Annotated in this window: 14 protein-coding genes; 6 read left to right on the forward strand and 8 right to left on the reverse strand. The window is 64.9% G+C overall.

The features are described 5' to 3' along the window. The 4 genes from AC1D1N_RS19630 to pdeM all read left to right on the forward strand — a co-directional run bounded on the left by AC1D1N_RS19630 (position 1) and on the right by pdeM (position 4,703). Positions 1–351, forward strand: a complete 351-nt coding sequence (locus tag AC1D1N_RS19630; RefSeq protein WP_112393125.1) for a MarR family winged helix-turn-helix transcriptional regulator — start codon at positions 1–3, stop codon at positions 349–351. A gap of 26 nt (positions 352–377) precedes the next feature. Then, positions 378–1,238 carry a C40 family peptidase gene (locus AC1D1N_RS19635; RefSeq protein ID WP_477350464.1) on the forward strand — a complete coding sequence of 287 codons (861 nt, stop codon included), beginning with the start codon at positions 378–380 and terminating at the stop codon, positions 1,236–1,238. 200 nt (positions 1,239–1,438) lie between these two features. Further along, a complete protein-coding gene (locus tag AC1D1N_RS19640; RefSeq protein WP_436261880.1) occupies positions 1,439–3,985 on the forward strand; it encodes a ligase-associated DNA damage response DEXH box helicase in 2,547 nt (848 codons plus the stop codon). 1 nt (position 3,986) lies between these two features. Next, the gene (gene pdeM, locus AC1D1N_RS19645; RefSeq protein ID WP_477350466.1) at positions 3,987–4,703 is read left to right on the forward strand and encodes a ligase-associated DNA damage response endonuclease PdeM; all 717 of its coding nucleotides are present in this window, start codon (positions 3,987–3,989) and stop codon (positions 4,701–4,703) included. A gap of 3 nt (positions 4,704–4,706) precedes the next feature. Here the strand turns inward: pdeM and AC1D1N_RS19650 are convergent, their stop codons facing one another. Further along, the gene (locus AC1D1N_RS19650) at positions 4,707–5,678 is read right to left on the reverse strand and encodes a quinone oxidoreductase family protein (RefSeq protein ID WP_477350468.1); all 972 of its coding nucleotides are present in this window, start codon (positions 5,676–5,678) and stop codon (positions 4,707–4,709) included. 92 nt (positions 5,679–5,770) lie between these two features. Between AC1D1N_RS19650 and AC1D1N_RS19655 the strand changes: the two genes are divergently transcribed. Continuing rightward, positions 5,771–6,643 carry a LysR substrate-binding domain-containing protein gene (locus tag AC1D1N_RS19655; protein ID WP_477350470.1) on the forward strand — a complete coding sequence of 291 codons (873 nt, stop codon included), beginning with the start codon at positions 5,771–5,773 and terminating at the stop codon, positions 6,641–6,643. 7 nt (positions 6,644–6,650) lie between these two features. Here the strand turns inward: AC1D1N_RS19655 and AC1D1N_RS19660 are convergent, their stop codons facing one another. From AC1D1N_RS19660 to AC1D1N_RS19670, 3 genes are read right to left on the reverse strand one after another with little or no spacing between them, the layout of a single operon-like run. Further along, complete coding sequence (locus AC1D1N_RS19660; protein ID WP_477350472.1) at positions 6,651–7,589, reverse strand: dimethyl sulfoxide reductase anchor subunit family protein; 939 nt, start codon at positions 7,587–7,589, stop codon at positions 6,651–6,653. Between the two features lie 3 nt (positions 7,590–7,592). Next, positions 7,593–8,327 carry a 4Fe-4S dicluster domain-containing protein gene (locus AC1D1N_RS19665; RefSeq protein WP_477350474.1) on the reverse strand — a complete coding sequence of 245 codons (735 nt, stop codon included), beginning with the start codon at positions 8,325–8,327 and terminating at the stop codon, positions 7,593–7,595. Next, on the reverse strand, positions 8,324–11,254 hold the full coding sequence (locus AC1D1N_RS19670) for a molybdopterin oxidoreductase family protein (protein ID WP_477350476.1): 2,931 nt from the start codon (positions 11,252–11,254) through the stop codon (positions 8,324–8,326). Before AC1D1N_RS19670 ends, AC1D1N_RS19665 begins: the two co-directional genes overlap by 4 nt. A 278-nt stretch (positions 11,255–11,532) precedes the next feature. Here AC1D1N_RS19670 and AC1D1N_RS19675 point away from each other — a divergent pair, with 278 nt between their 5' ends. Then, a complete protein-coding gene (locus AC1D1N_RS19675; protein ID WP_352555230.1) occupies positions 11,533–12,426 on the forward strand; it encodes a LysR substrate-binding domain-containing protein in 894 nt (297 codons plus the stop codon). A 5-nt stretch (positions 12,427–12,431) separates the two neighbouring features. On the opposite strand, the gene AC1D1N_RS19680 is transcribed toward AC1D1N_RS19675, so the two are convergent. The 4 genes from AC1D1N_RS19680 to AC1D1N_RS19695 all read right to left on the reverse strand — a co-directional run bounded on the left by AC1D1N_RS19680 (position 12,432) and on the right by AC1D1N_RS19695 (position 19,732). Then, the gene (locus AC1D1N_RS19680) at positions 12,432–13,688 is read right to left on the reverse strand and encodes an Hsp70 family protein (protein ID WP_477350478.1); all 1,257 of its coding nucleotides are present in this window, start codon (positions 13,686–13,688) and stop codon (positions 12,432–12,434) included. A gap of 176 nt (positions 13,689–13,864) precedes the next feature. Further along, the gene (locus AC1D1N_RS19685; protein ID WP_112560509.1) at positions 13,865–14,656 is read right to left on the reverse strand and encodes a TIGR02186 family protein; all 792 of its coding nucleotides are present in this window, start codon (positions 14,654–14,656) and stop codon (positions 13,865–13,867) included. Continuing rightward, positions 14,656–15,579 carry a sulfite exporter TauE/SafE family protein gene (locus AC1D1N_RS19690; RefSeq protein ID WP_436257989.1) on the reverse strand — a complete coding sequence of 308 codons (924 nt, stop codon included), beginning with the start codon at positions 15,577–15,579 and terminating at the stop codon, positions 14,656–14,658. The genes AC1D1N_RS19685 and AC1D1N_RS19690 overlap by 1 nt, the downstream gene beginning before the upstream one ends. Before the next feature lie 193 nt (positions 15,580–15,772). Continuing rightward, entirely contained in the window at positions 15,773–19,732 is a 3,960-nt protein-coding gene (locus AC1D1N_RS19695) for a peptidoglycan-binding protein (RefSeq protein ID WP_436257990.1), read from the reverse strand. Positions 19,733–19,790: the final 58 nt, after the last annotated feature.

The raw sequence follows: 19,790 nt of genomic DNA on the forward strand, positions 1-19,790 counted from the left end.
ATGTCGATTTCGATGCGTCCGAGCCAGGCGATGCGACTGTGGCAGCAGGTGATGCTGTCGCAGGTGCGCGATGACGCGCCCGATCTCACCATGCGCCAGACGGCGATCCTGTTCACCATCTATCTTGACCCGCCGCCGCATACAGTGCGCGGCCTGGCAGCCCGGCTCAACGTCACCAAGCCGGTCATCACCCGCGCGCTGGATACGATGGGCGCGCTGAAGCTGGTGTCGCGCCATCGCGACGAACTCGACAAGCGCAACGTGCTGATCCGGCGCACGGTCGAAGGCGCGCTCTTTGTCGAGCGCTTCGGCGATGGTATCGTTGCCCGGGCGCATGAGCTGCCCATCTGACCATACCCAATAGCTGGATTGCTGATTTGACTGCCAGGGATGCCCGCCTTCACGCCTTCCGTTCCGACCTCGCCGATGCCAGGCTGAAAGGCGAGGTATCGGCCGATCGCTTCGTCACCGGCCGTCCGGCGCGCATCGCGGCCTCCGTGGCCGATATCCGCAAGGCGCCGCGCCCCGACGCGGGCGTCAACACGCAGGTGCTGTTTGGTGACGATGTGCTTGTCTTCGAGGAAGCCGAAGGCTGGGCCTGGGTCCAGGCCGAACGCGACGGCTATGTCGGCTATGTCGGTGCCACCATGTTGGGTGCTCGCGAGCATGCGCCCACCCATATTGTCTCTGCGCCGCGCACCTTCCTGTATCCCGGCGCCGATCTGCGCTTTCCGATCGCCGGCCAGCTGTCGATGGGCTCGACGGTCACGGTGACGGGCGCTGCCGAAACGCGCGGCACCCACTATGCGCTGCTGCCCTCCGGCGAGGCGCTGATCGCCGGCCATCTGCGACTGCTCGGCGATGTCGCCGCCGACTATGTCTCCGTGGCCGAGATGTTTCTCGGCACGCCCTATCTTTGGGGCGGCACCTCCGGCTTCGGCATCGACTGTTCGGGCCTTGTGCAGCTGGCCATGCGTATGGCCGGCCGCAATGTGCTGCGCGATTCCGACATGCAGGCGGCAGGCCTTGGCGAGCCGATCGATCCGGGACCGGATTATGCCGGGCTGAAGCGCGGCGACCTGGTGTTCTGGAAGGGCCACGTCGCCATCATGACCGACGCCCGCGACATGATCCACGCCAACGGCCACACCATGCTGGTATCGCGCGAAGGGCTGAAGGACGCGATCGACCGCATCGGCTATCTCTATGGCGGGCCGACGGGGTTTCGCAGGCCGTAACCTCTTCCTTCGCCCCGTTCACGGGGAGAAGGTGCCCGAAGGGCGGATGAGGGGCGGCGCGAACTTTCGATTGTCAGCGCTGCGCCTTCACCTGCCTGCCGGCATCCTCTCCCCGTAAACGGGGCGAGGAAAGCTCTCTTCGATCACCTTTTGTTCCGATTTTGCTTGGCGTTCGCGCGCGCTCGCGCTACCTCTTTCGGGTGACCGAGCAGCCGCGCCTTGCCGAACAGAATGCCAGTGTCGCCTTGCCCGAACCGTTCATCAGATGGTTCGGCGAGAAGGGCTGGTCGCCGCGCGCCCATCAGATCGAACTTTTGGCGAGAGCCCAGGCCGGGCAATCGGTGCTGCTGATCGCGCCGACCGGGGCCGGCAAGACGCTGGCCGGCTTCCTGCCGTCGCTGACCGAACTGGCCAACCGTCCCAGGCGCAAACCCGGTCAGGCGCATCGCGGCATCCACACGCTTTACATCTCGCCGTTGAAGGCGCTGGCAGTCGATATCGAGCGCAATCTCGGCAAGCCGGTGGAAGAGATAGGGCTTCCCGTCACCATCGAGACGCGCACTGGCGACACGCCCTCGCACAAGCGCCAGCGCCAGAAGCTGGCGCCTCCCGATATCCTGCTAACCACCCCGGAGCAACTGGCGCTGCTGATCGCGGCGCCTGATGCCAGGCGGTTCTTCGAGGATCTGCGCTATGTCGTGCTCGACGAACTGCATTCGCTGGTGATTTCGAAACGCGGCCACCTTTTGGCACTCGGTCTGGCGCGGCTGCGCGCTTACGTGCCCGGCCTGCAGACGATCGGCCTGTCGGCAACCGTGGCCGAGCCCGATGAGTTGCGGCGCTGGCTGGTCGGGCAAAGTCCACCGGGTGAGATGGCCGGGCTGATCACCGTCTCCGGTGGCGCCAGGCCCGACATCTCCATCCTCGACTCGCGCGAGCGTGTGCCGTGGTCGGGACATTCGGCGCGCTATGCCATTCCCGAGATTTATGAGGCGATCCAGAAGCACCGCATGACGCTACTCTTCGTCAACACCCGCAGCCAGGCCGAGATGCTGTTCCAGGAACTGTGGCGGGCGAATGAGGACTCGCTGCCGATCGCGCTGCATCATGGTTCGCTCGATGTCGGCCAGCGCCGCCGCGTCGAGAAAGCGATGGCGGACAACGCGCTGCGTGCCATCGTCGCCACCTCGACGCTGGACCTTGGCATCGACTGGGGCGATGTCGATCTGGTTGTCCATGTCGGCGCGCCCAAGGGCGCCAGCCGGTTGGCGCAGCGCATCGGCCGCGCCAACCACCGCATGGACGAGCCGTCGAAGGCGATCCTCATCCCGGCGAACCGCTTCGAGGTGTTGGAATGCCGGGCGGCACTCGACGCCAATTATCTCGGCGCGCAGGACACGCCACCGCTGATCAACGGCGCGCTCGACGTGTTGTCGCAGCATGTGCTGGGCGTCGCCTGCGGCGCGCCTTTCTACGCCGACCTTCTGTTCGAAGAGGTGCGCAGCGCTGCGCCCTATGCCGGGCTGGAGCGCCAGACCTTCGACCGTGTCGTCGACTTCGTCGCCACCGGCGGCTATGCGCTGAAGAACTATGAGCGCTACGCCCGCATCCGCCAGACCAAGGACGGGCTGTGGCGCGTCTCCAACCCTCGCATCGCGCAACAATATCGCCTGAATGTCGGCACCATCGTCGAAATGCCGGAGCTCAATGTCCGCTATGTCCGGCAAGGACGCGGCATGGCCGGACGCGGTGGGCCGGTGCTGGGCAAGATCGAGGAGTATTTCGCCGAGACGCTGCGGCCTGGCGACAACTTCCTGTTTGCCGGCAAAGTGCTGCGCTTCGAGGGCATTCGCGAGAATGAATGCGTGGTTTCGAACGGCGCCGGCGCCAACATCATCGTGCCATCCTATGCCGGTGGCAAGTTTCCGCTGTCGACCTATCTCGCCGACCAGGTGCGCGGCATGCTGGCCGATCCCCACAAATGGCAGGCATTGCCCGAGCAGGTTGCCGACTGGCTCAGACTGCAGAAGGAAAAGTCAGTGCTGCCCAAGCGGGGCGATCTTCTGGTCGAGACCTTTCCGCGCGGCAACCGCCACTACATGGTCGCTTATCCCTTCGAGGGCAGGCTGGCGCACCAGACGCTTGGCATGCTTTTGACGCGCCGGCTGGAGCGGGCCAACGCCCGTCCGCTCGGCTTCGTCGCCACCGACTATTCGCTGGCCGTCTGGGCGCTCGACGACATGGCGGCCTTGTTCAAGGCGAAGAAGCCGTCGCTGGCTGCTCTGTTCGACGAGGACATGCTTGGCGACGACCTCGAAGCTTGGCTGAACGACAGCTGGATGCTGAAGCGCACCTTCCGCACCTGCGCCGTCATTGCCGGGCTGATCGAGAAGCGCTTTCCTGGACAGGAGAAGAGCGGCCGCCAGGTGACGGTCTCGGCCGACCTGATTTACGATGTGTTGCGCAGCCACGAACCCGACCATATCCTGCTGCAGGCGACGCGCACCGATGCCTCGGCCGGATTGCTCGATGTCAGCAGACTTGCCGAGATGCTCTCGCGTGTGCGCGGTCGAATCATGCATAAGCATCTCGACCAGATTTCGCCGCTGGCTCTGCCTGTGATGCTGGAGATCGGCAGGGAATCGGTCAATGGCGGCGCCAACGAGTCTCTGCTCATGGAGGCCGCCGATCTGGTCGAAGAGGCCATGGGGCCAAGGGCGAAACCGGACCAAGAGGGTCTGACTTGAAATGAATTTTTCGCTGGCGCGCGCAACACTGATCGCCGAGGCCGATATGGTCGGCATCGCCGGCGAACGCGCGGTCTGCGACCCCCGCGGCGTGCTTTATTTCCCCGATCTGCGGCTGCTCGCGGTCTCCGACCTGCACCTGGAAAAAGGCTCGTCCTTCGCCAGGCGCGGCGCCCTGATCCCGCCTTACGATACCGGTGCCACCTTGCTGCGGCTGCAGGGGGTGATATCGGACTACCAGCCTTCGATCGTCATCAGCCTGGGCGATTCCTTTCACGATGGCGGTGGCGCCGAGCGGATGCATCAATCCTTCCGCGAACGGCTGGAGGCGCTGATGGCCGGCCGCGACTGGTTCTGGGTCGCCGGCAACCATGACCCGGAAGCGCCGGCCGACCTGCCGGGCGAGACGGTGCGCGAACTCGCCATTGGCTCGCTGCTGTTCCGCCACGAGCCGTCGAAGGCGAGAACCGAGGGCGAAGTCGCAGGCCATCTGCATCCTTGTGCGCGCATCGTCCAGCGCGGCCGTTCGGTGCGGCGCCGCTGCTTTGCCGGCGATGGCGGCCGCATGATCATGCCGGCCTTCGGCGCCTATACCGGTTCGCTCAACGTGCTCGACCGCGCCTATGCCGGCCTGTTCCGCCGCGAGACGCTGATGGCCTATATGCTGGGCGCCGAGCGCATCTTCGCCATTTCCCACGCCATGCTGCGGCCGGGCTGAGTTCTACGGTATTAGCACGGTAGCGCCGGTCGTCTGCCTCGCTTCGAGCCGGCGATGCGCCTCAGCCACTTCGGCGAGCGGCATGCTTGTGTGCACGGGGATTTTCACCGCGCCGCTGAGCACGACGCTGAAGAGATCCTCGCTCATGGCGACAACGTCCTCGCGCCTGGCGAGATGATGGAACAGCAACTGCCAGGTGGCGAACAGCGATCCTTTCTGCATCAAAAGCATGATGTCGAAGGACGGGATCGATCCCGACGCCGTGCCGAAGCTGACAAACGTGCCGAACGGCCGCAGGCAATCGAGCGAAGTCGGGAAGGTCGCCTTGCCGACGCCGTCATAGACGACGTCGCAGCCTTCGCCACGAGTGATCTCTTTCACCCGCGCGGCAAAGTCCTCCCTGCTGTACTCGATGACATGGTCGCAGCCATTGGCGCGCGCCAGTTCGGCCTTCTCGGGTGAGCCGACCGTGCCGATGACGGTCGCGCCGAGATGCTTTGCCCACTGCGTCAGGATGAGGCCGACACCGCCTGCCGCGGCATGCGCCAGGATGGTGTGGCCGGCCTCGACGCGAAACGTGCGGCGCAAGAGATATTGCGCCGTCAGCCCCTTCAGCATCATTGCCGCACCCGTCTCGAAATCGATGGCGTCGGGCAGATGCACGACGAAATGCGCCGGCACGATGCGCTCCTCGGCATAGGCGCCGAGCGTCTCGACATAGGTGACGCGATCGCCCGGGGCAAAGCCGCTGACGCCTTCGCCGACCGCGATGATTTCGCCGGCGCCTTCGTTGCCCGGCGTGAACGGCAAAGCGGGTGGCGCATATTCGCCGGTGCGGAAATAGACGTCGACGAAGTTGAGGCCGACCGCCCGGTTGCGCACGCGGACCTCGCCCGGCCCGGGCTGGCGAATGTCGACATCCTCATAGGCAAGCACCTCTGGCCCGCCATGGCGGTGAACACGGATCGCTTTCATGGTTTCTTCCCTGCCTGTTCTCGTGGGAGGGAGATAGCGCGTGGCACGATATCATTGTAGATTGATATCAATGACATCAGAGTTCACAGAAAATGATATCTGAACAGATCGGCCTCGACCTTCTTCGCACCTTTGTGGCGGTCTGCCGGCAAGGCAGCCTGAGCAGGGTCGCCGCACAGACCGGCAGAACCCAATCGTCGCTGAGCATGCAGATGCGCCGGCTCGAGGGCCTGCTCCAGCGGCATCTGTTCCAGCGCACCGGCCGCGGCGTCGTGCCGACCGCGGAGGGAGAGCTCTTTCTGGGCTATGCGACCCGCATCCTGGCCCTCGGCGATGAAGCGGTGGCGCGGCTGCAGCAGGCCGGCATTGGCGGCGGCGTGCGCATCGGCCTCGCCGAGGAAGTCACCACCGCAGCGCTCTCGGCCGCGCTGGGACGGCTGCACCGCACCTATCCCGACATCAGCCTCGACGCCATGGTCGAGCACAGTGTCGCGCTGGGGCGGCTGTGGAGTGAAGGCGCGCTGGATGTCATGATTGCCCCGACATCGGTCGTCGCAGCCGATGCCTTGACGACGTGGAATGTCGAACTGCAATGGGTCTGCGCTACGGACTATGTGCTGGATCAGGAACGGCCGCTCGATCTCGTCGCCTTCGGTGCAACCTGCCCTTGGCGCAGGCGCATGATTGAGGCGCTGGTTGCCGCCGGCCGGGAGCACAGGATCGTTCTGTCGTGCCAGAGCGTCACCGGCCTACAGGCGGCGATCGAGAACGGACTGGGCGTCGGACTGCTTCCACCGGAATCGGTGCGCACTGGCTCAATGCGCGTGCTGAAGACATCGGTGCCCGAGCCGCTCATCGTGCAATACGGACTCTATGCGCACGACCGACGGACAGCGGTGGTCGATGCCGCTATCGAAATCCTGCTGAAGGACTTGCCGGCGGCACCGGAAGCGCGGGCCGCCTGACGGCGCGCTACCGCCCGTAATAGAGGGTAACGGTGTGCTTGGCCTCGGCGAAAAACAGCCAGCGCTCGACCAGCATGCCGGCGAACTGGACAATGGCCGCAAGCACCGACGGCACCGCCGCGAGCGGCCAGGGCAAAGCGAATAGAACAACAAGCAGAAACAGAGCCGGCAAGGCAAAAGCCAACGCTTGCGTGATCCCTCGCAGCTTGGCGGCGTGCTTGCGGGCGATGCGAAAGCCCATCTCCTTGAGCAGGTAATTCTCTTCGGTGTGCGGCCATTCCAGCGAGCGCACCGTGCCGCCGGCAAGCCCGGTTGCCGTGTTGGCGGTGGTGGCGATCTCCAGCCTGTCATTGTAGCGCCACGTCGCCAGCTTCCAGCCCCAGCCGAGCAAGGTCAGCAGCAGGGCGGCGGCCACGACGGGGTTCGAGCCGATGGCGAAAGCCTGCAGCAGCGCGTTGAGCAGCACGCTGCCGGTCATCGCCGAGAAGATGATATAGCCGGGCAGCGTATAGGGACTGTGCCATTGCGCGATCGGCTTCAGCGAGGCATAGATCATGCCGGTGGTGCAGACGGTGACGACCGCGCCGATGGCCGCCAGAATCCCGGCGATAGCCACCCAACCATCTGTGCGGCCGAAGACCACCCAGCCAAGGCCGAACAGCCCGGCCGGAATGAAGGTCGCGACCGAAGCCACCCCTTCGCGCGACAGCCAGGAACTGCGCCATTGCGAGAAGGCGCGCCAGGCCCGTTCGGGGCGGCCGAGATGGCCGGTCGACGACAAGAAGCCGGCGGCGATCAGGCCGAGCGCCAGCCCCATGCCGATGAGGCCGAGCCAGAAATCGGCCGGGATGAACCCCAGTCCGCCAAGCACGCCAAGCAGTGCCAGCAGGCCGTAGCCGGCGCCGGTGGCAGTGGTGAAGAAGACGACGGAAAAGGCTGGATGCATTGGTCAGTTAGAAAGCATGCGGTCGACCCAGCCGAGGAAACCGCCTTCGGCCTTGACCGCCTCGAGCCTCGGCGCCGCCACTGAAGCTGCACGCTCGGTGTGGGCACGCGGCGGCAGGTACTTGTTGGTCGGCCTGTAGCCCATCTCTGGCATCAGGTCGACGCCGCCACGCTCCGCCACCAGTTGCGACACCGCCGATAGGGGATCGCCGAGATCGCCGAAATGCCGGGCGCTGGTCGGGCAGGCGGCCACGCAGGCCGGCACGCGGTCCTCCTTGGCCAGATTGTCATTGTAGATGCGGTCGACGCAGAGCGTGCATTTCTTCATCACGCCGACATCGGTGTCGAATTCGCGCGCGCCATAGGGGCAGGCCCAGCTGCACAGTTTGCAGCCGATGCATTTGCTTTCGTCGATCAGCACGATGCCGTCCGATGCCCGCTTGTAGGAGGCGCCGGTCGGGCAGACGGTGACGCAGGCCGGCGTCTCGCAATGCAGGCAGGAGCGAGGAAAGTTGACGGTGCGCCCGCCCGCCTCCGTCGTGTGCTCGTAGCTGTGCACGCGGTTGAACCAGACGCCGTCGACATTGCCGCCATAGGGGTGGATGTCGGTCAGGGGCGCCATGTGGCCGCCGGTGTTCCACTCCTTGCAGGCGGTGACGCAGGCCTGGCAGCCGACGCAGGTGTCGAGGTCGATGACCAGGCCGAGCTTCTTGTCGGTATGGGTGGGAAGGCAGGTCATTCCACGGCTTCCCTGTTGACGCGGAATTCGGCGCCGTAGCGAAGGATGTCGGGCGATGGCGCGACATTTGGCGGTTGGCTGAAACGCTCGAATTGCGGCTCGGTGAAGCCGGCTTCCTCGGCCGCGCATCTGACGATGCGCACCCGCAAATCGAACCACGCCGCCTGTCCGGTCACCGGATCGGAATTCGAATAGCGCTTGCCGTTGGCATCGACCGAGGTCTGGTCGCCGATAATGTGGTTGAGCAGGAAGCCGCGATTGCTCTCGGCGGCATCGTCCTTCAGCCCCCAGCTGCCGCGCCTCTTGCCGATGGCGTTCCAGGTCCACACCGTATCTGGATTGACGCCGTCGACCAGCTTGATCTGCCCCTTCACCCGGCCATTGATGCTTTCGATCCACACCCAGTCGTCGTCGACAAGGCCGAGAATTGCTGCGGTCTTGTGATGCACGAACAGCCGGTTCTGGCTGGTGATTTGCCGCAGCCACGCATTCTGCGAACCCCAGGAATGATACATGTGCATCGGCCGCTGCGTGAGCGCGTGCAGCGGATATTTTTCGAGATCGACGGCGGCCTCTTCGAACGGCGTAAACCAGAACGGCAGCGGGTCCATATAGGTCTCGATACGGCCGCGCTCGGCTTCCGGCGGCTGCACGCGACCATGGCCGCGCGCGGCGAGGCGAAAGCGCTGCATCGGCTCGGAATAGAGCTGGAACACGATGGGCTCGGCCTTGGGAATGAACCCCAACTGCTCCGCGAAGTCGAGATAGGAGCGGTTGGCCATCTTGTAATAGCGCTGGTCGGCGGCAAAGTCCTGGTGCCAGAAGCCGCCATTGTCGATGTAGCGCTGCAGCTGGTCCGGATTGACTTCGCCCTTGCCGACAGACGTGCCGTCCTTGCCGCGCCAGCCGGCGAGAGGGCCGATGCCCGGCGTGCGCTCGTGATTGACGATGTAGTCGGCATAGTCGCGATATTTCGCGGACCCGTCATCATTGACGAAGCAGGGCAGGCCGAGCCGCGCGCCGAGCTCGATCAGCACCGACTGGAACGGCCTGACGTCGCGGTCGGGTTCGACAACGGGATGGCGGATGGCGTCGCCCGGTCCATCGGCATGGCTTATCGGTCGGTCGAGCAGGCTGATGCAATCATGCCGTTCGAGATAGGTGGTGTCGGGCAGCACCAGGTCGGCGAACGGCACCGTCTCCGAATAATAGGCGTCGGAATAGATGATGAAGGGGATCTTGTAGTTGCCCGCCTCGTCATGGTCGGTCAGCATGGCAATGGTCTCGACGGTGTTCATCGAGGAATTCCACGCCATGTTCGACATGTACATCATCAGCGTGTCGATCGGGTAAGGGTCGCCGGCCCAGGCATTGCGGATGACCGTATGCATCAGCCCATGCGCGGCCAGCGGCGCGTCCCAGGAATAGGCCTTGTCGATGCGAAGCGGCGTGCCGGCCTCATCGACCAGCAGGTCATCCGGCCCACAGACGAAGCCGAGCGGCACGCCGTCCAGCGGCGTCATCGGCTTTACGCTTTTGCCGCACGGCTTCGGCCCCGGCGGCGCCGAGCGCGGGTAGGGCGGCTTGAAACGAAAGCCGCCGGGCACGTCGATCGTGCCCAGCAGCACCTGCAGCAGGTGGATGGCGCGGCAAGAGTGAAAACCGTTCGAATGGGCCGATATGCCCCGCATGGCATGCATCGACACCGGCCGTCCCTTGATCGTCTCGTGCCGACGCCCGGCCCAGTCGGTCCACGCCACCGGCAGTTCTACTGTCTGTTCGAAGGCGACATGCGCGAGTTCGGCCGCGATCCGGCGGATCGTGTCAGCCGGAATCCCGCACTGCGCCGCGACTGCGTCAGGCGCGTAGCTGTCGTCCATGTAGCGATCGGCGATGAGCTGGAACACCGGCACACAGCGGCGGCCGGCGACGGTGTAGCTGCCGGTCAGCGCCGGCTTTGCATCTAGGTCGGCGGCGTTGATGGAGGCCTTCGCCACCCGGTCCCAGGCGACGGGATTGTTGTCGCTGTCGCGCAGGAAAAGCCCGTCATCGGCCGCGCCCGGCTCCTGGATGACCAGAACATGAGCGTTGGTGTAGCGCAGCAGATAATCGAGATCGACGCGACCCGCTTTGAGCAGTTCATGGATGAGGGCGAAGACGAAGAGGCCGTCCGTGCCGGGCCGGATACCGATCCAGTCGTCGGCGATCGCGTTGTAGCCGGTGCGGCAAGGGTTGATCGACACCACCTTGGCACCGCGCGCCTTGAGCTTGCCAAGCCCGATCTTGATCGGGTTGGAATCATGGTCCTCGGCGACGCCGAACAGCATGAAGTATTTGGTGTTGTCCCAGTCGGGCTCGCCGAACTCCCAGAACGAACCGCCGATCGTGTAGAGCCCGCCCGCCGCCATATTGACCGAGCAGAAGCCGCCATGGGCAGCGAAGTTCGGCGTGCCGAACTGGCTCGCCCACCAGCCGGTCAGCGACTGCGACTGGTCGCGCCCGGTGAAGAAGGCGAGCTTTTTCGGATCGGTGCGGCGTATGTTGGAAAGTCGTTCAGTCGCAATCGAAAAGGCTTCTTCCCACTCGATCTCGCGGAATTCGCCCGAGCCGCGCGGACCGCTGCGCAGCAGCGGCTTCTTCAGCCGCGCCGGGCTGTAATGTTGCATAATGCCGGAGCTGCCCTTGCCGCAGATCACGCCGCGATTGACCGGATGGTCCTTGTTGCCGTTGATGTAGCGCACCTTGCCGTCCTTGATGTGGACGTCGATGCCGCAACGGCAGGCGCACATATAGCAGGTGGTCTTGGCGATGCTGTCGGAGACATCGGGCGAGGTGTCGACGCCGTCGCCTTCGTCCGGAGCGCGCGTATCGGCAAGCGGCCGTTGCGACGGTGCGGAATTGGCCCCGCGCGGCGCTCCGTGGCTCATGGACCCGGCGTGCTTTTGCTGCCTGAGAATTTGGCCCGCGTCTTCGGTCCGGGGCCACGCATATAGTGCTCTTCAGGGTGATAGCGGTCGCCGGCAAGCCGCCGCCTGAGGCCACGGGTCCAATGCGCAAGCAGAGATCTGAACCGCCCGATCATTTTGTTGGCTGCGATCTGTTGGCGAATTTCTTCTAACTTCGGTTGAAAAAGTAGAATAAAGCTATCGATCTGTCTAATCAGTTGTTCTTGTAAATTCGATCGAAATTGGTTCTTAATGCGCGCATGACCCTGGATCAGTTGCGCATTTTCGTCGCCGTCGCCGAACGCGGCCACATGACCAAGGCGGCAGAGCTTTTGGGCATCTCCCAGTCGGCTGCGTCGGCGGCCATCCGCGCCCTCGAAGAGCAGCACGGCGTTCATCTGTTCAACCGTGTAGGCCGCAACATCGAGCTGGCGCAAACCGGCCACCGCTTCCTGCCTGAGGCCAAAGCGGTGCTGGAGCGCGCGGCCGCCGCCCGCAACGTGCTGGAACATGTCTCGCAGACCGTCGCCGGCAGCCTGTCGATCGCCGCCAGCCTAACCATCGCCAGCTACTGGCTGCCGCGCCGGCTGGCCTCATTCCATGAGGCCTACCCGGCGGTTCGGCTCAGCGTGACCATAGGCAACACCAGGCAGGTGGAGGCCAATGTGCTGGACGGCACTGCCGATCTCGGCCTGGTCGAGGGGCGCACCGAGTCCGATATCCTGCGCCGCACCAAGGTTGACGTCGACAGGCTGATGCTGGTCGTCGCCGCCTCGCATCCCGAGATCGTCGAAATCGCGCCGGGCCGCCCCGACATCAGGGGGCTGCGCTGGATCATCCGCGAGGGTGGTTCCGGCACGCGCGAGGTGCTGGAGGATTTGGCCCGCCGCGAAGGGATTTCGCTCGCCGATCTGCAGATATTTTTGGTGCTGCCAAGCAACGAGGCGGTTCGCCAGGCGGTCGAGGCCGGCGCCGGCGCCACCATCATCTCCGACCTCGTCGTCGGGCGCGCCGTTGCCGAGGGCAGTCTCCGTTCGGTGCCGCTTGAATTGCCGAAGCGCGACTTTGCCATGATCACCCATCGCGACCGCCAGGCAAGCCTGGCGCAGATGGCGCTCAAAGCGCATCTCAGCGCCTCTGCAGACCATGCGTGAGGGTACTAGCCGAACTTCCGCTTTGCATCCAGCGCCAAGCCAAGCCCGACCGAGCCGAACATGTCGCCCTCGATGACAGCGGCCTGCGGCACCAGCGACAGGATTTCTCGCCTCGCCAGCGGAATGGCGGTCGAACCGCCGGTGAGGAACACGGCGGTGATATCGGATGCTTTCACGACGGCGTCGGCGATCGTCTGCCGCACCGTCGCCGACACCCGTTCGATGTCGGCGGCGATAGTCTCTTCCAGGCCTGTCCGCGTGATTTCGGCGGCAAAATGCACGTCGGGCAGCGCCACCGTCACATCAGCCGAAGCCTGATCCGTCAGCGCGATCTTGGCTCGTTCGACTAGCCCGGCGAGCGCATGGCCGTAGCGATGCTCGACAATGTGGATGAAGCGCTCGACCAGGTCGGCACGCTTGGCCTCGAAGCGGATCTGCCTGAGGTCCGTCATCGCCTTGGCGGTGTAGACAAGGTTGATGCGCTGCCACGTGGCCAGATCGATGAAGTAGCTCGCCGGCAGATTGCGCTTGCCGTCTTTCGTCGGTGAGAGATAGCCGAGCTTGGGCATGACATGGGCGATGCTGAGCAGCCGGTCGAAGTCGGTGCCGCCTATGTGGACGCCGCGGTTGGCCAGGATATCATCCTTGCGATCGCCTGAGCGGGCGCGCTGCGGCGAAACCCGCACGATCGAGAAGTCGGACGTGCCGCCACCCATGTCGACGATCAGCGCCAACTCCTCACGTGCCACACCCTGTTCGTAATCGAGTGCAGCGGCGATCGGTTCGAACTGGAAGGCGATGTGCTTGAAGCCTTGCGCGCGCGCTGCCTTTTCAAGCTCGCCCTGCGCCTTGGCATCGGCTTCCGCATCATCGTCGACGAACTGCACGGGCCGGCCGAGTACGACGCTCTCCACGGGAGCGCCGGCATCTTCCTCGAGCCGCGTCTTGAGATGGCCGACGAACATGCCGACAATGTCGATGAAGCCGATCTGGCGCGCCTTGATGCGCGTCTTCTCATGCGCCAGCGAACTGCCGAGCACGCTCTTCAGCGACCGCATCAGCCGCCCTTCGATGGCGTCGGTGTAGTCAGCGATGGCGCGGCGGCCGAAATAAGTGTGGCCGTCCTCGAAGTTGAAGAACACCGCACTTGGCAATGTCGGCTGTTCCCCTTCCAGCGCCACCAGTCGTGCCTGGCCGTTCCGGATTACGCCCACCGTAGAATTGGACGTGCCGAAATCGATGCCGCCAAATGCCTGATGCATTGCAGCCTCCTGTCATTGGGTCGCGGTGGCCGACGCTGAAAAGCACTGTCATCCGGATGTCCGGACCGCTTGCCGAATTGATTGTGCGTATTTGCCCGAGGGTTGGGAGGCGGCGATCTATCGCATAAACGCGGAAAGGGGAACCCTGTTTTTCTGGTAAAATGAGCTTCTAGACGTCAATCTTTGCGGAAGATCAGCCTGCCCAGCCAGCCGGTGATCATGGCCAGCGACACGGCAAAAACGCCGTAGAGGAAGGAATAATCGTGCGCGACGCGAAAGATCGACTGTTCGAAACCCGATTTGCGGATTTCGAGCTGGGCCGAGCTTTCCTTGAGGAACAGGCCGCTCTTGAACAGGAACGCGCGGGCTTTATGCGTTCCAACCGGGACATTCGGCGCCAGCCGCACCGTGGCGCGGAACAGGTTCTGCGACAGGAATTGCACGCCACCCACATTCTCGCTGTAGAGGCCGGTCGCCGCCTTGCGCTCGCGCAGCGCCATGGTGAATTCCTCGATCGTCGCCGGACTGTCGGTGGCGTCGGCCGGCTTCATGTAAAGGTTGGAGGCGCCAAGCGATAGCTGCTTGTAGCTGTTGGGTTCGGTGATGTCCTGCAGCGGCCGCGTCGTGGCGACGGAATAGGACACCGGCACGTTTTCGAAAGTTTCGGATTCCAGATTGACCCAGACGCCGAGCACCCGGTCCTTGCGGCGCACCACCACCGGCCGCGGCGGCCCTTCCAGCACGACGATGACGTCATAGCGCCCCTGCCGCGCGACCAGCGGATCGGGGTTTTCCAGCGAACCGAAAATGGTCAGGTCGGCGCCGGAAAAACCGGCGGTGATCGACACGGCGTCGGTGGAGAGACCGATCTGGATGCCTTCCGGCAGCGGGTTCGGCGCCTGTGCTGTCGCCGGCAGGGCGAGGGCGAAAAGCAAAGCGACGGCCGAAAAAATCCTCCATCCCCGCATCAGTTCAGGCCTGCCGCGGTCAGCGAATAGAGGTTTGGCGGCGTGACGAAGAGATCGATGGCCAGCCGGATCGCAACCGCCAGCACCAGCAGCGCCAGCAGCGCCCTGAGTTGTTCGCCGCGCAGCTTCTGACCGGCCTTGGCGCCATATTGCGCACCGGCGACGCCGCCCGCCATCAGCAGGAAGGCAAGCATGACGTCGACCGTCTGGTTGGTGGTGGCGTGCACCAGCGTGGTGTAGGCCGAGGTGAAGATGATCTGGAACAGCGAAGTGCCGATAACGACGTTGGTCGGCACTTTCAGCAGGTAGATCAGCGCCGGCACCATGATGAAGCCGCCGCCGACACCCATGATCGACGACAGGAAGCCGATACCCGCGCCGAGCCCCAGCACCGGAATGACACTGACGAACAGTTTCGAGGCCCTGAAGCGCATCTTCAGCGGCAGCCGGTGGATCCAGTTGTGCTGGCCGGATTTCTTCAACACCGGCGCAGCGCCGCTGCGCGTGGCGCGCAGCGCATTGACGCTTTCGACCAGCATCAGCCCGCCGACCGTGCCGAGCAGCACGACGTAGAGCAGCGAAATGAACAAATCGAGCTGGCCGAGCCGGCGCAGGAAGGCAAAGACGAAGATACCGCCGGTCGAGCCGACAATGCCGCCGGCCAGCAGCACCCCGCCGAGGCTGAAGTCGAGCGTGCCGCGCTTCATGTGCGACAGCGCGCCGGAGAAGGAGGAGGCGATGACCTGGTTGGCGCCGGTAGCGACCGCGATGGCCGGCGGGATGTTGTAGAAGATCAGGAGCGGCGTGATCAGAAAACCGCCGCCGACCCCGAACATGCCCGACAAGAAACCCACCGCCGCGCCCATCGCCAGCAGGACGAAGACGTTGACGGAAATTTCCGCGATCGGGAGATAGATGCCCACCCGTCAGTCTCGATCAGTTTGCCTGTCGGCGATTGCAGCCATTCGCGGGCATTGTCGCACCGAAAAGCCAATTTTTCCTTGCGCCGACGGGGCAGTCGGGTCAAACCCCGCCGCCCTGCCGAAACAAAAAACATCTCAATCAGTTAACAGGCAAATGTGTGGCAAGGGCGTCGCGTTAGCGACGCATCTGCCGTTATTTGTGCGCCAGCAGCGCCTTCACCAGCTTTTCGTCGATTTCGCCGGTCGCCTGCATCTTGTTGTCGGTCTGGAAAGCCATGATCGCGGTCTTGGTCTTGCCGCCCATCACGCCATCGGCGCCGCCGGCATCGTAGCCGTTTTTGTTGAGGATGAGCTGGATGTTCTTGACCGCTTTCTTCATGTCGACGCTGGCGGTCGTCTGCGGCGTGCCTTCCTGCCAGGATTCAGGAATGTCGGCCGAGTTGGACGCCGGGTCGAGCGGCTTCGGCTTCCACAGCTCGGTGGCGGCGCGCGCGCGCTCGAGCTGTTCGGGCCGCAGCGCACTGGCGACTTCGTCGCGCTTGGCCTCCGCATCCTTGTCGCCGGTCTTGGCGACGAGTGCGAACCATTTGTAGGATTCCTCCAGGCTCTGCTTCATGCCGACGCCCTTGGCCGCCAGGATGCCGAGATTGAACTGGCTGTCCTTGACGCCGACATCGGCCGCCGCCTGGAACCAGTGCGCGGCAGATTCATTGTCGGTCACGCCGTCCGCGGCCATGGCAAAGAGCACGGCGAGGTTGTGCATGGCGCTGGCGTTACCTTGCGCGGCGGCGAGCTGGTAGAAGGTCTTTGCCTTCTTGATGTCGCGCGTGACGCCGATGCCCTTTTCGTAGAAATTGCCGATGCGGTACTCGGCCGGCGCGAAGCCGAGTTCGGCCGACTTTTCGTACCATTTGGCGGCTGCCGCCATGTCTTCTTTAACGCCGCGCGATTCGGCATAGCGCGAACCGAGCTCGAACAGCGCCTTGGCGTCGCCGCCGGCGGCCGCGTCGCGCAAGGCTTGCGGGCCGGCATCGGCCGGAACGTCGATCTTGGCGACGACAGGCGTTGCCGCGGTGTCAGCGGGTGGAACGGCGCCGGTCGTATCCGATGCCGATGGCGCCACGACAGCGGCCGCAGGTTGCGCGTCAGCCGCCGGTTCTGCAGTGGCGGTCGTCGGCAATGTTGCGTCTGGCGCCGGGGCCGGATCGGCCAAAGCCATTGGTGCTGGCGTGGATTCGGCTGCCGGCACGTCAGGACCAACAGAACTTGTCGAAGCAGCCTCGATCGGCGCGTCATCCTTGGCGGGCGGCTGCGATGGCTCCGCCTGCCTGACCATCCGGGCCGATGCATCCTGCACGGTTGCCTGCGTGTCTGCCTTGGGTTGGCTGGGAGCGTTGACCGAGGCGGTCTCGACCGGCTGCGATGCGACAATCGGCGCGGTATCGTTGCTTGCGACCTCGACCGGGTCGGCGAAGAAGGCCTTGCCCAGTTGCAGGCCGGCAAGCGCCAGCATGATCGCGATCGCTCCCATCAGGATCGGCTTGCGCCGCGCCTTGAGCAGGTCGCCGATCCGCAGCGCTTTCACCGGACCCTTCATGGTGGACTGTCGTTTCAGGGCGTCGGCCTCGGCGGCAGCGGCCTGCGCCGCGCGCCGGGCCGCAGCGATGAAGTCGGATTTCGACGCATCGCCGGTGCTTTGGCGCGCCGGCGGGCCGCGCTCATCGCGCACCCGCTTCATGATGGCGTTGAGGTCGGGCGCGCCGGAGCCTGGCTCCAGCGGCCGGTTGGCGAACTTGGGGTCAAGCGGTTCATCGAGATCGACGCTCGGCATGTCGGCATTGGGCGCCGAACCGGCAAGCGGCGGCATGTCAGCCTGCTTCTTGCCCCTGAAGGCGCGCGCCAATCCGCCGAACAGCGACTTCTTGGCCGTGCCTTCGTCTTTCTCGGCAATCGTATCGGAACCGAGCGCCGCCTGCGCGGCGGCCGCGGCAGCCTCGGCCGGCGAGCGCCGCACCGGCTCGCTGCGCATGTCAGGTTCGGCGCGCATATCGGGCTCGTTGCGCATGATGGCGGCGGCGCGGCCGTCGAGGTCGGCGATGTCTCCGGTCAGCGGCTGCGGCTGGTCGATGTCCATCGACGGCGCGTCCTGGACCGCGATCTTGGAGGCGCGGGCAGCGCGGGCCCGCCGTGCCGGCTCGGCCGGCGTATCCAGAAGTTCGCTCACCGCATCGACCGGTTCGCTGGTTTCCAGCGAGCCCAGGCGATCGACGATCTTGAGCAGCGTGTCGTGAATGGCTTCGAATGTCCGCGAATTGCGCTCGTCCGAACGGCGCGTCAGCGCCTCCAGCGTCTTCAGATCCTGGGCAAGGCCGGTGACGGCCGCGGTGTTGGCGTTGGAATCGGCCAGCGAGCGCACGGCGCTCTCGGCCGCCTCGCGTGCCGCGCCCATGATGGACTCGCGGGTTCCGGCCAGCGACTTCTCGATCTCGTTGAGGCGCGGGCTGATGTCCTCGAATTCCGGCAGCGGCGTGCCGGGCTTCGACAGATGCGCCGACAGGCCGGAGACCTGCGCCTCGAGGCTGCGGATCAGCGCCGGATCGATGCCGGCGACCTGCGCGGCCGACGATTCCAGCCGGCTTGAAATGTCTTCGAGCCGGCTTTCCAGGCCGCGGATCGCCGCCTCGTTGGCAGGATCGGGAACACGCGTCTCCATGCGCTTGGCAAGCGCGGTGAAGCGTGCGTCGATGGCGTTCATGATTTCGGCGCTGTCGGCTTGCGGCTGGCGCTGGTCCAGGCGGTCGGCAACCTCGTCCAGCCGCCGCTCGAGGTCGCGAAACAGCATGTTGCCCTGTTCGATGGCATCACCTTGCCGGCGTTCCATCATGCCCGACAGCACGTCGAAGCGCTGTTCCAGGCCCTGGAAAATATAGTCGACGTCCGGCATGGCCGGGGCGCGGTCGATCTTGTCGGCAATCATCGCGATCTGGTTGCCGAGGCGCTCCATCGCCTGTTCCGGCAGATTGGCGCGGCCGGCGAGGTCGTCGACCCGGTTCGACAGCATGCTGAGACGGTCAAGAACCTCCCCGCTCGGACGGACCTGCACCACTTCCTCGATCTGCTGCGCCAGCGAGGCGATCCGCTTCTCGATGCGCTCGAAGGGCTCGGGGTCGAAGGAATTGGCCTGGGCGGCGACGGTCGAGGCGACGATGGCGCGCGTAATCTCGTCAAGCCGTTCGTCGATCAGGCCGAGCGTGTCGCCGCCGCGGTTGTTCTGCTGGCTGACGAAGTGGTCGACGGCGCCGGCAAGCGTGCGGACCTTTTCCTCCATCGAGCGCAGCGACAGCGATTCCGGCAGATTGTTGACGGCATTGCTGATCTGCTCGAGCCGATCGGTCAGGGCCGAAAATCCGGGGCCGTCCGCGCGGTTGCGCTGGTCGGCGTCCACGCGGTCCTCGAATGCGCTCCAGCGGCGGTCGAAATCGTCCCAGCGGCGGTCGACCTTCAGCACGCTCTCTTCTCGCGCCAGCGTGTCGAGCGCGGTCTTTACCTGCTCGAGTTCGAGCCGCAGCATGTTGACGCTTCTGTCGTCGCTCTTTTCGGCCAGCGTCTGGATGGCGCCGGACAGCCGCTCGAATTCGAGGCCGAGTTCGGCGCTGCCCTTGCCGGGCAAGCCGCCTGATTGGCCTCCCGATTGGTTGCTCGCCTGGAACGCCCGTTCGATGTCTTTGCGCAGCGCGGCGAATTCGCGCTGCAGGCCGGCAGTCATCTGATGGCGCAATTCCTCGCGCAGGCCGCGCAATTCGCCGGCGATCTTGCCGACAACGGCGACGCTGTCTTCCTGGCCGCGCACGCGGTCGATGTCGCGCGCAAGCCCCTGATAATTCTGGTCGAAGCCGGGCGTCACGGGGCTTTTCGGCCGCGGCGCGGGCTGCGGGTCCTCATACCAGCGCGGCGGGGCGTAGGGCTGGGCGCTGGCATAGCGCGGCTCGACCGGTGGCCGGCGCGGATCGAAGCGCTCTCCCACGTCCTCGCGCTTGCGCTCCAGCCGCTGTTCCAGCGTTTCCAGCGAGCGGTTCAATTCATCAAGCGTGGTGTTCGGCCTGCGCGACCTGCCGGCATTGAGTGTATCGAGATAGGACCGCTTGCTGTTCATCGATGCGTCCGTTTTTCAGAATGGCCGGCTTGCTGCCAGTTTTCCCCAAAGTCCCTGT

This window comes from Mesorhizobium sp. P2_B5 (assembly GCF_056404775.1).

What these genes read in the sequence shown, in the direction of transcription:
- AC1D1N_RS19630 (WP_112393125.1), top strand. Translation starts at nt 1, where the DNA reads ATGTCGATTTCGATGCGTCCGAGCCAGGCGATGCGACTGTGGCAGCAG.
- pdeM (WP_477350466.1), top strand. Translation starts at nt 3,987, where the DNA reads ATGAATTTTTCGCTGGCGCGCGCAACACTGATCGCCGAGGCCGATATG.
- AC1D1N_RS19650 (WP_477350468.1), bottom strand. Translation starts at nt 5,678, where the DNA reads ATGAAAGCGATCCGTGTTCACCGCCATGGCGGGCCAGAGGTGCTTGCC.
- AC1D1N_RS19655 (WP_477350470.1), top strand. Translation starts at nt 5,771, where the DNA reads ATGATATCTGAACAGATCGGCCTCGACCTTCTTCGCACCTTTGTGGCG.
- AC1D1N_RS19660 (WP_477350472.1), bottom strand. Translation starts at nt 7,589, where the DNA reads ATGCATCCAGCCTTTTCCGTCGTCTTCTTCACCACTGCCACCGGCGCC.
- AC1D1N_RS19665 (WP_477350474.1), bottom strand. Translation starts at nt 8,327, where the DNA reads ATGACCTGCCTTCCCACCCATACCGACAAGAAGCTCGGCCTGGTCATC.
- AC1D1N_RS19670 (WP_477350476.1), bottom strand. Translation starts at nt 11,254, where the DNA reads ATGAGCCACGGAGCGCCGCGCGGGGCCAATTCCGCACCGTCGCAACGG.
- AC1D1N_RS19675 (WP_352555230.1), top strand. Translation starts at nt 11,533, where the DNA reads ATGACCCTGGATCAGTTGCGCATTTTCGTCGCCGTCGCCGAACGCGGC.
- AC1D1N_RS19680 (WP_477350478.1), bottom strand. Translation starts at nt 13,688, where the DNA reads ATGCATCAGGCATTTGGCGGCATCGATTTCGGCACGTCCAATTCTACG.
- AC1D1N_RS19685 (WP_112560509.1), bottom strand. Translation starts at nt 14,656, where the DNA reads ATGCGGGGATGGAGGATTTTTTCGGCCGTCGCTTTGCTTTTCGCCCTC.
- AC1D1N_RS19695 (WP_436257990.1), bottom strand. Translation starts at nt 19,732, where the DNA reads ATGAACAGCAAGCGGTCCTATCTCGATACACTCAATGCCGGCAGGTCG.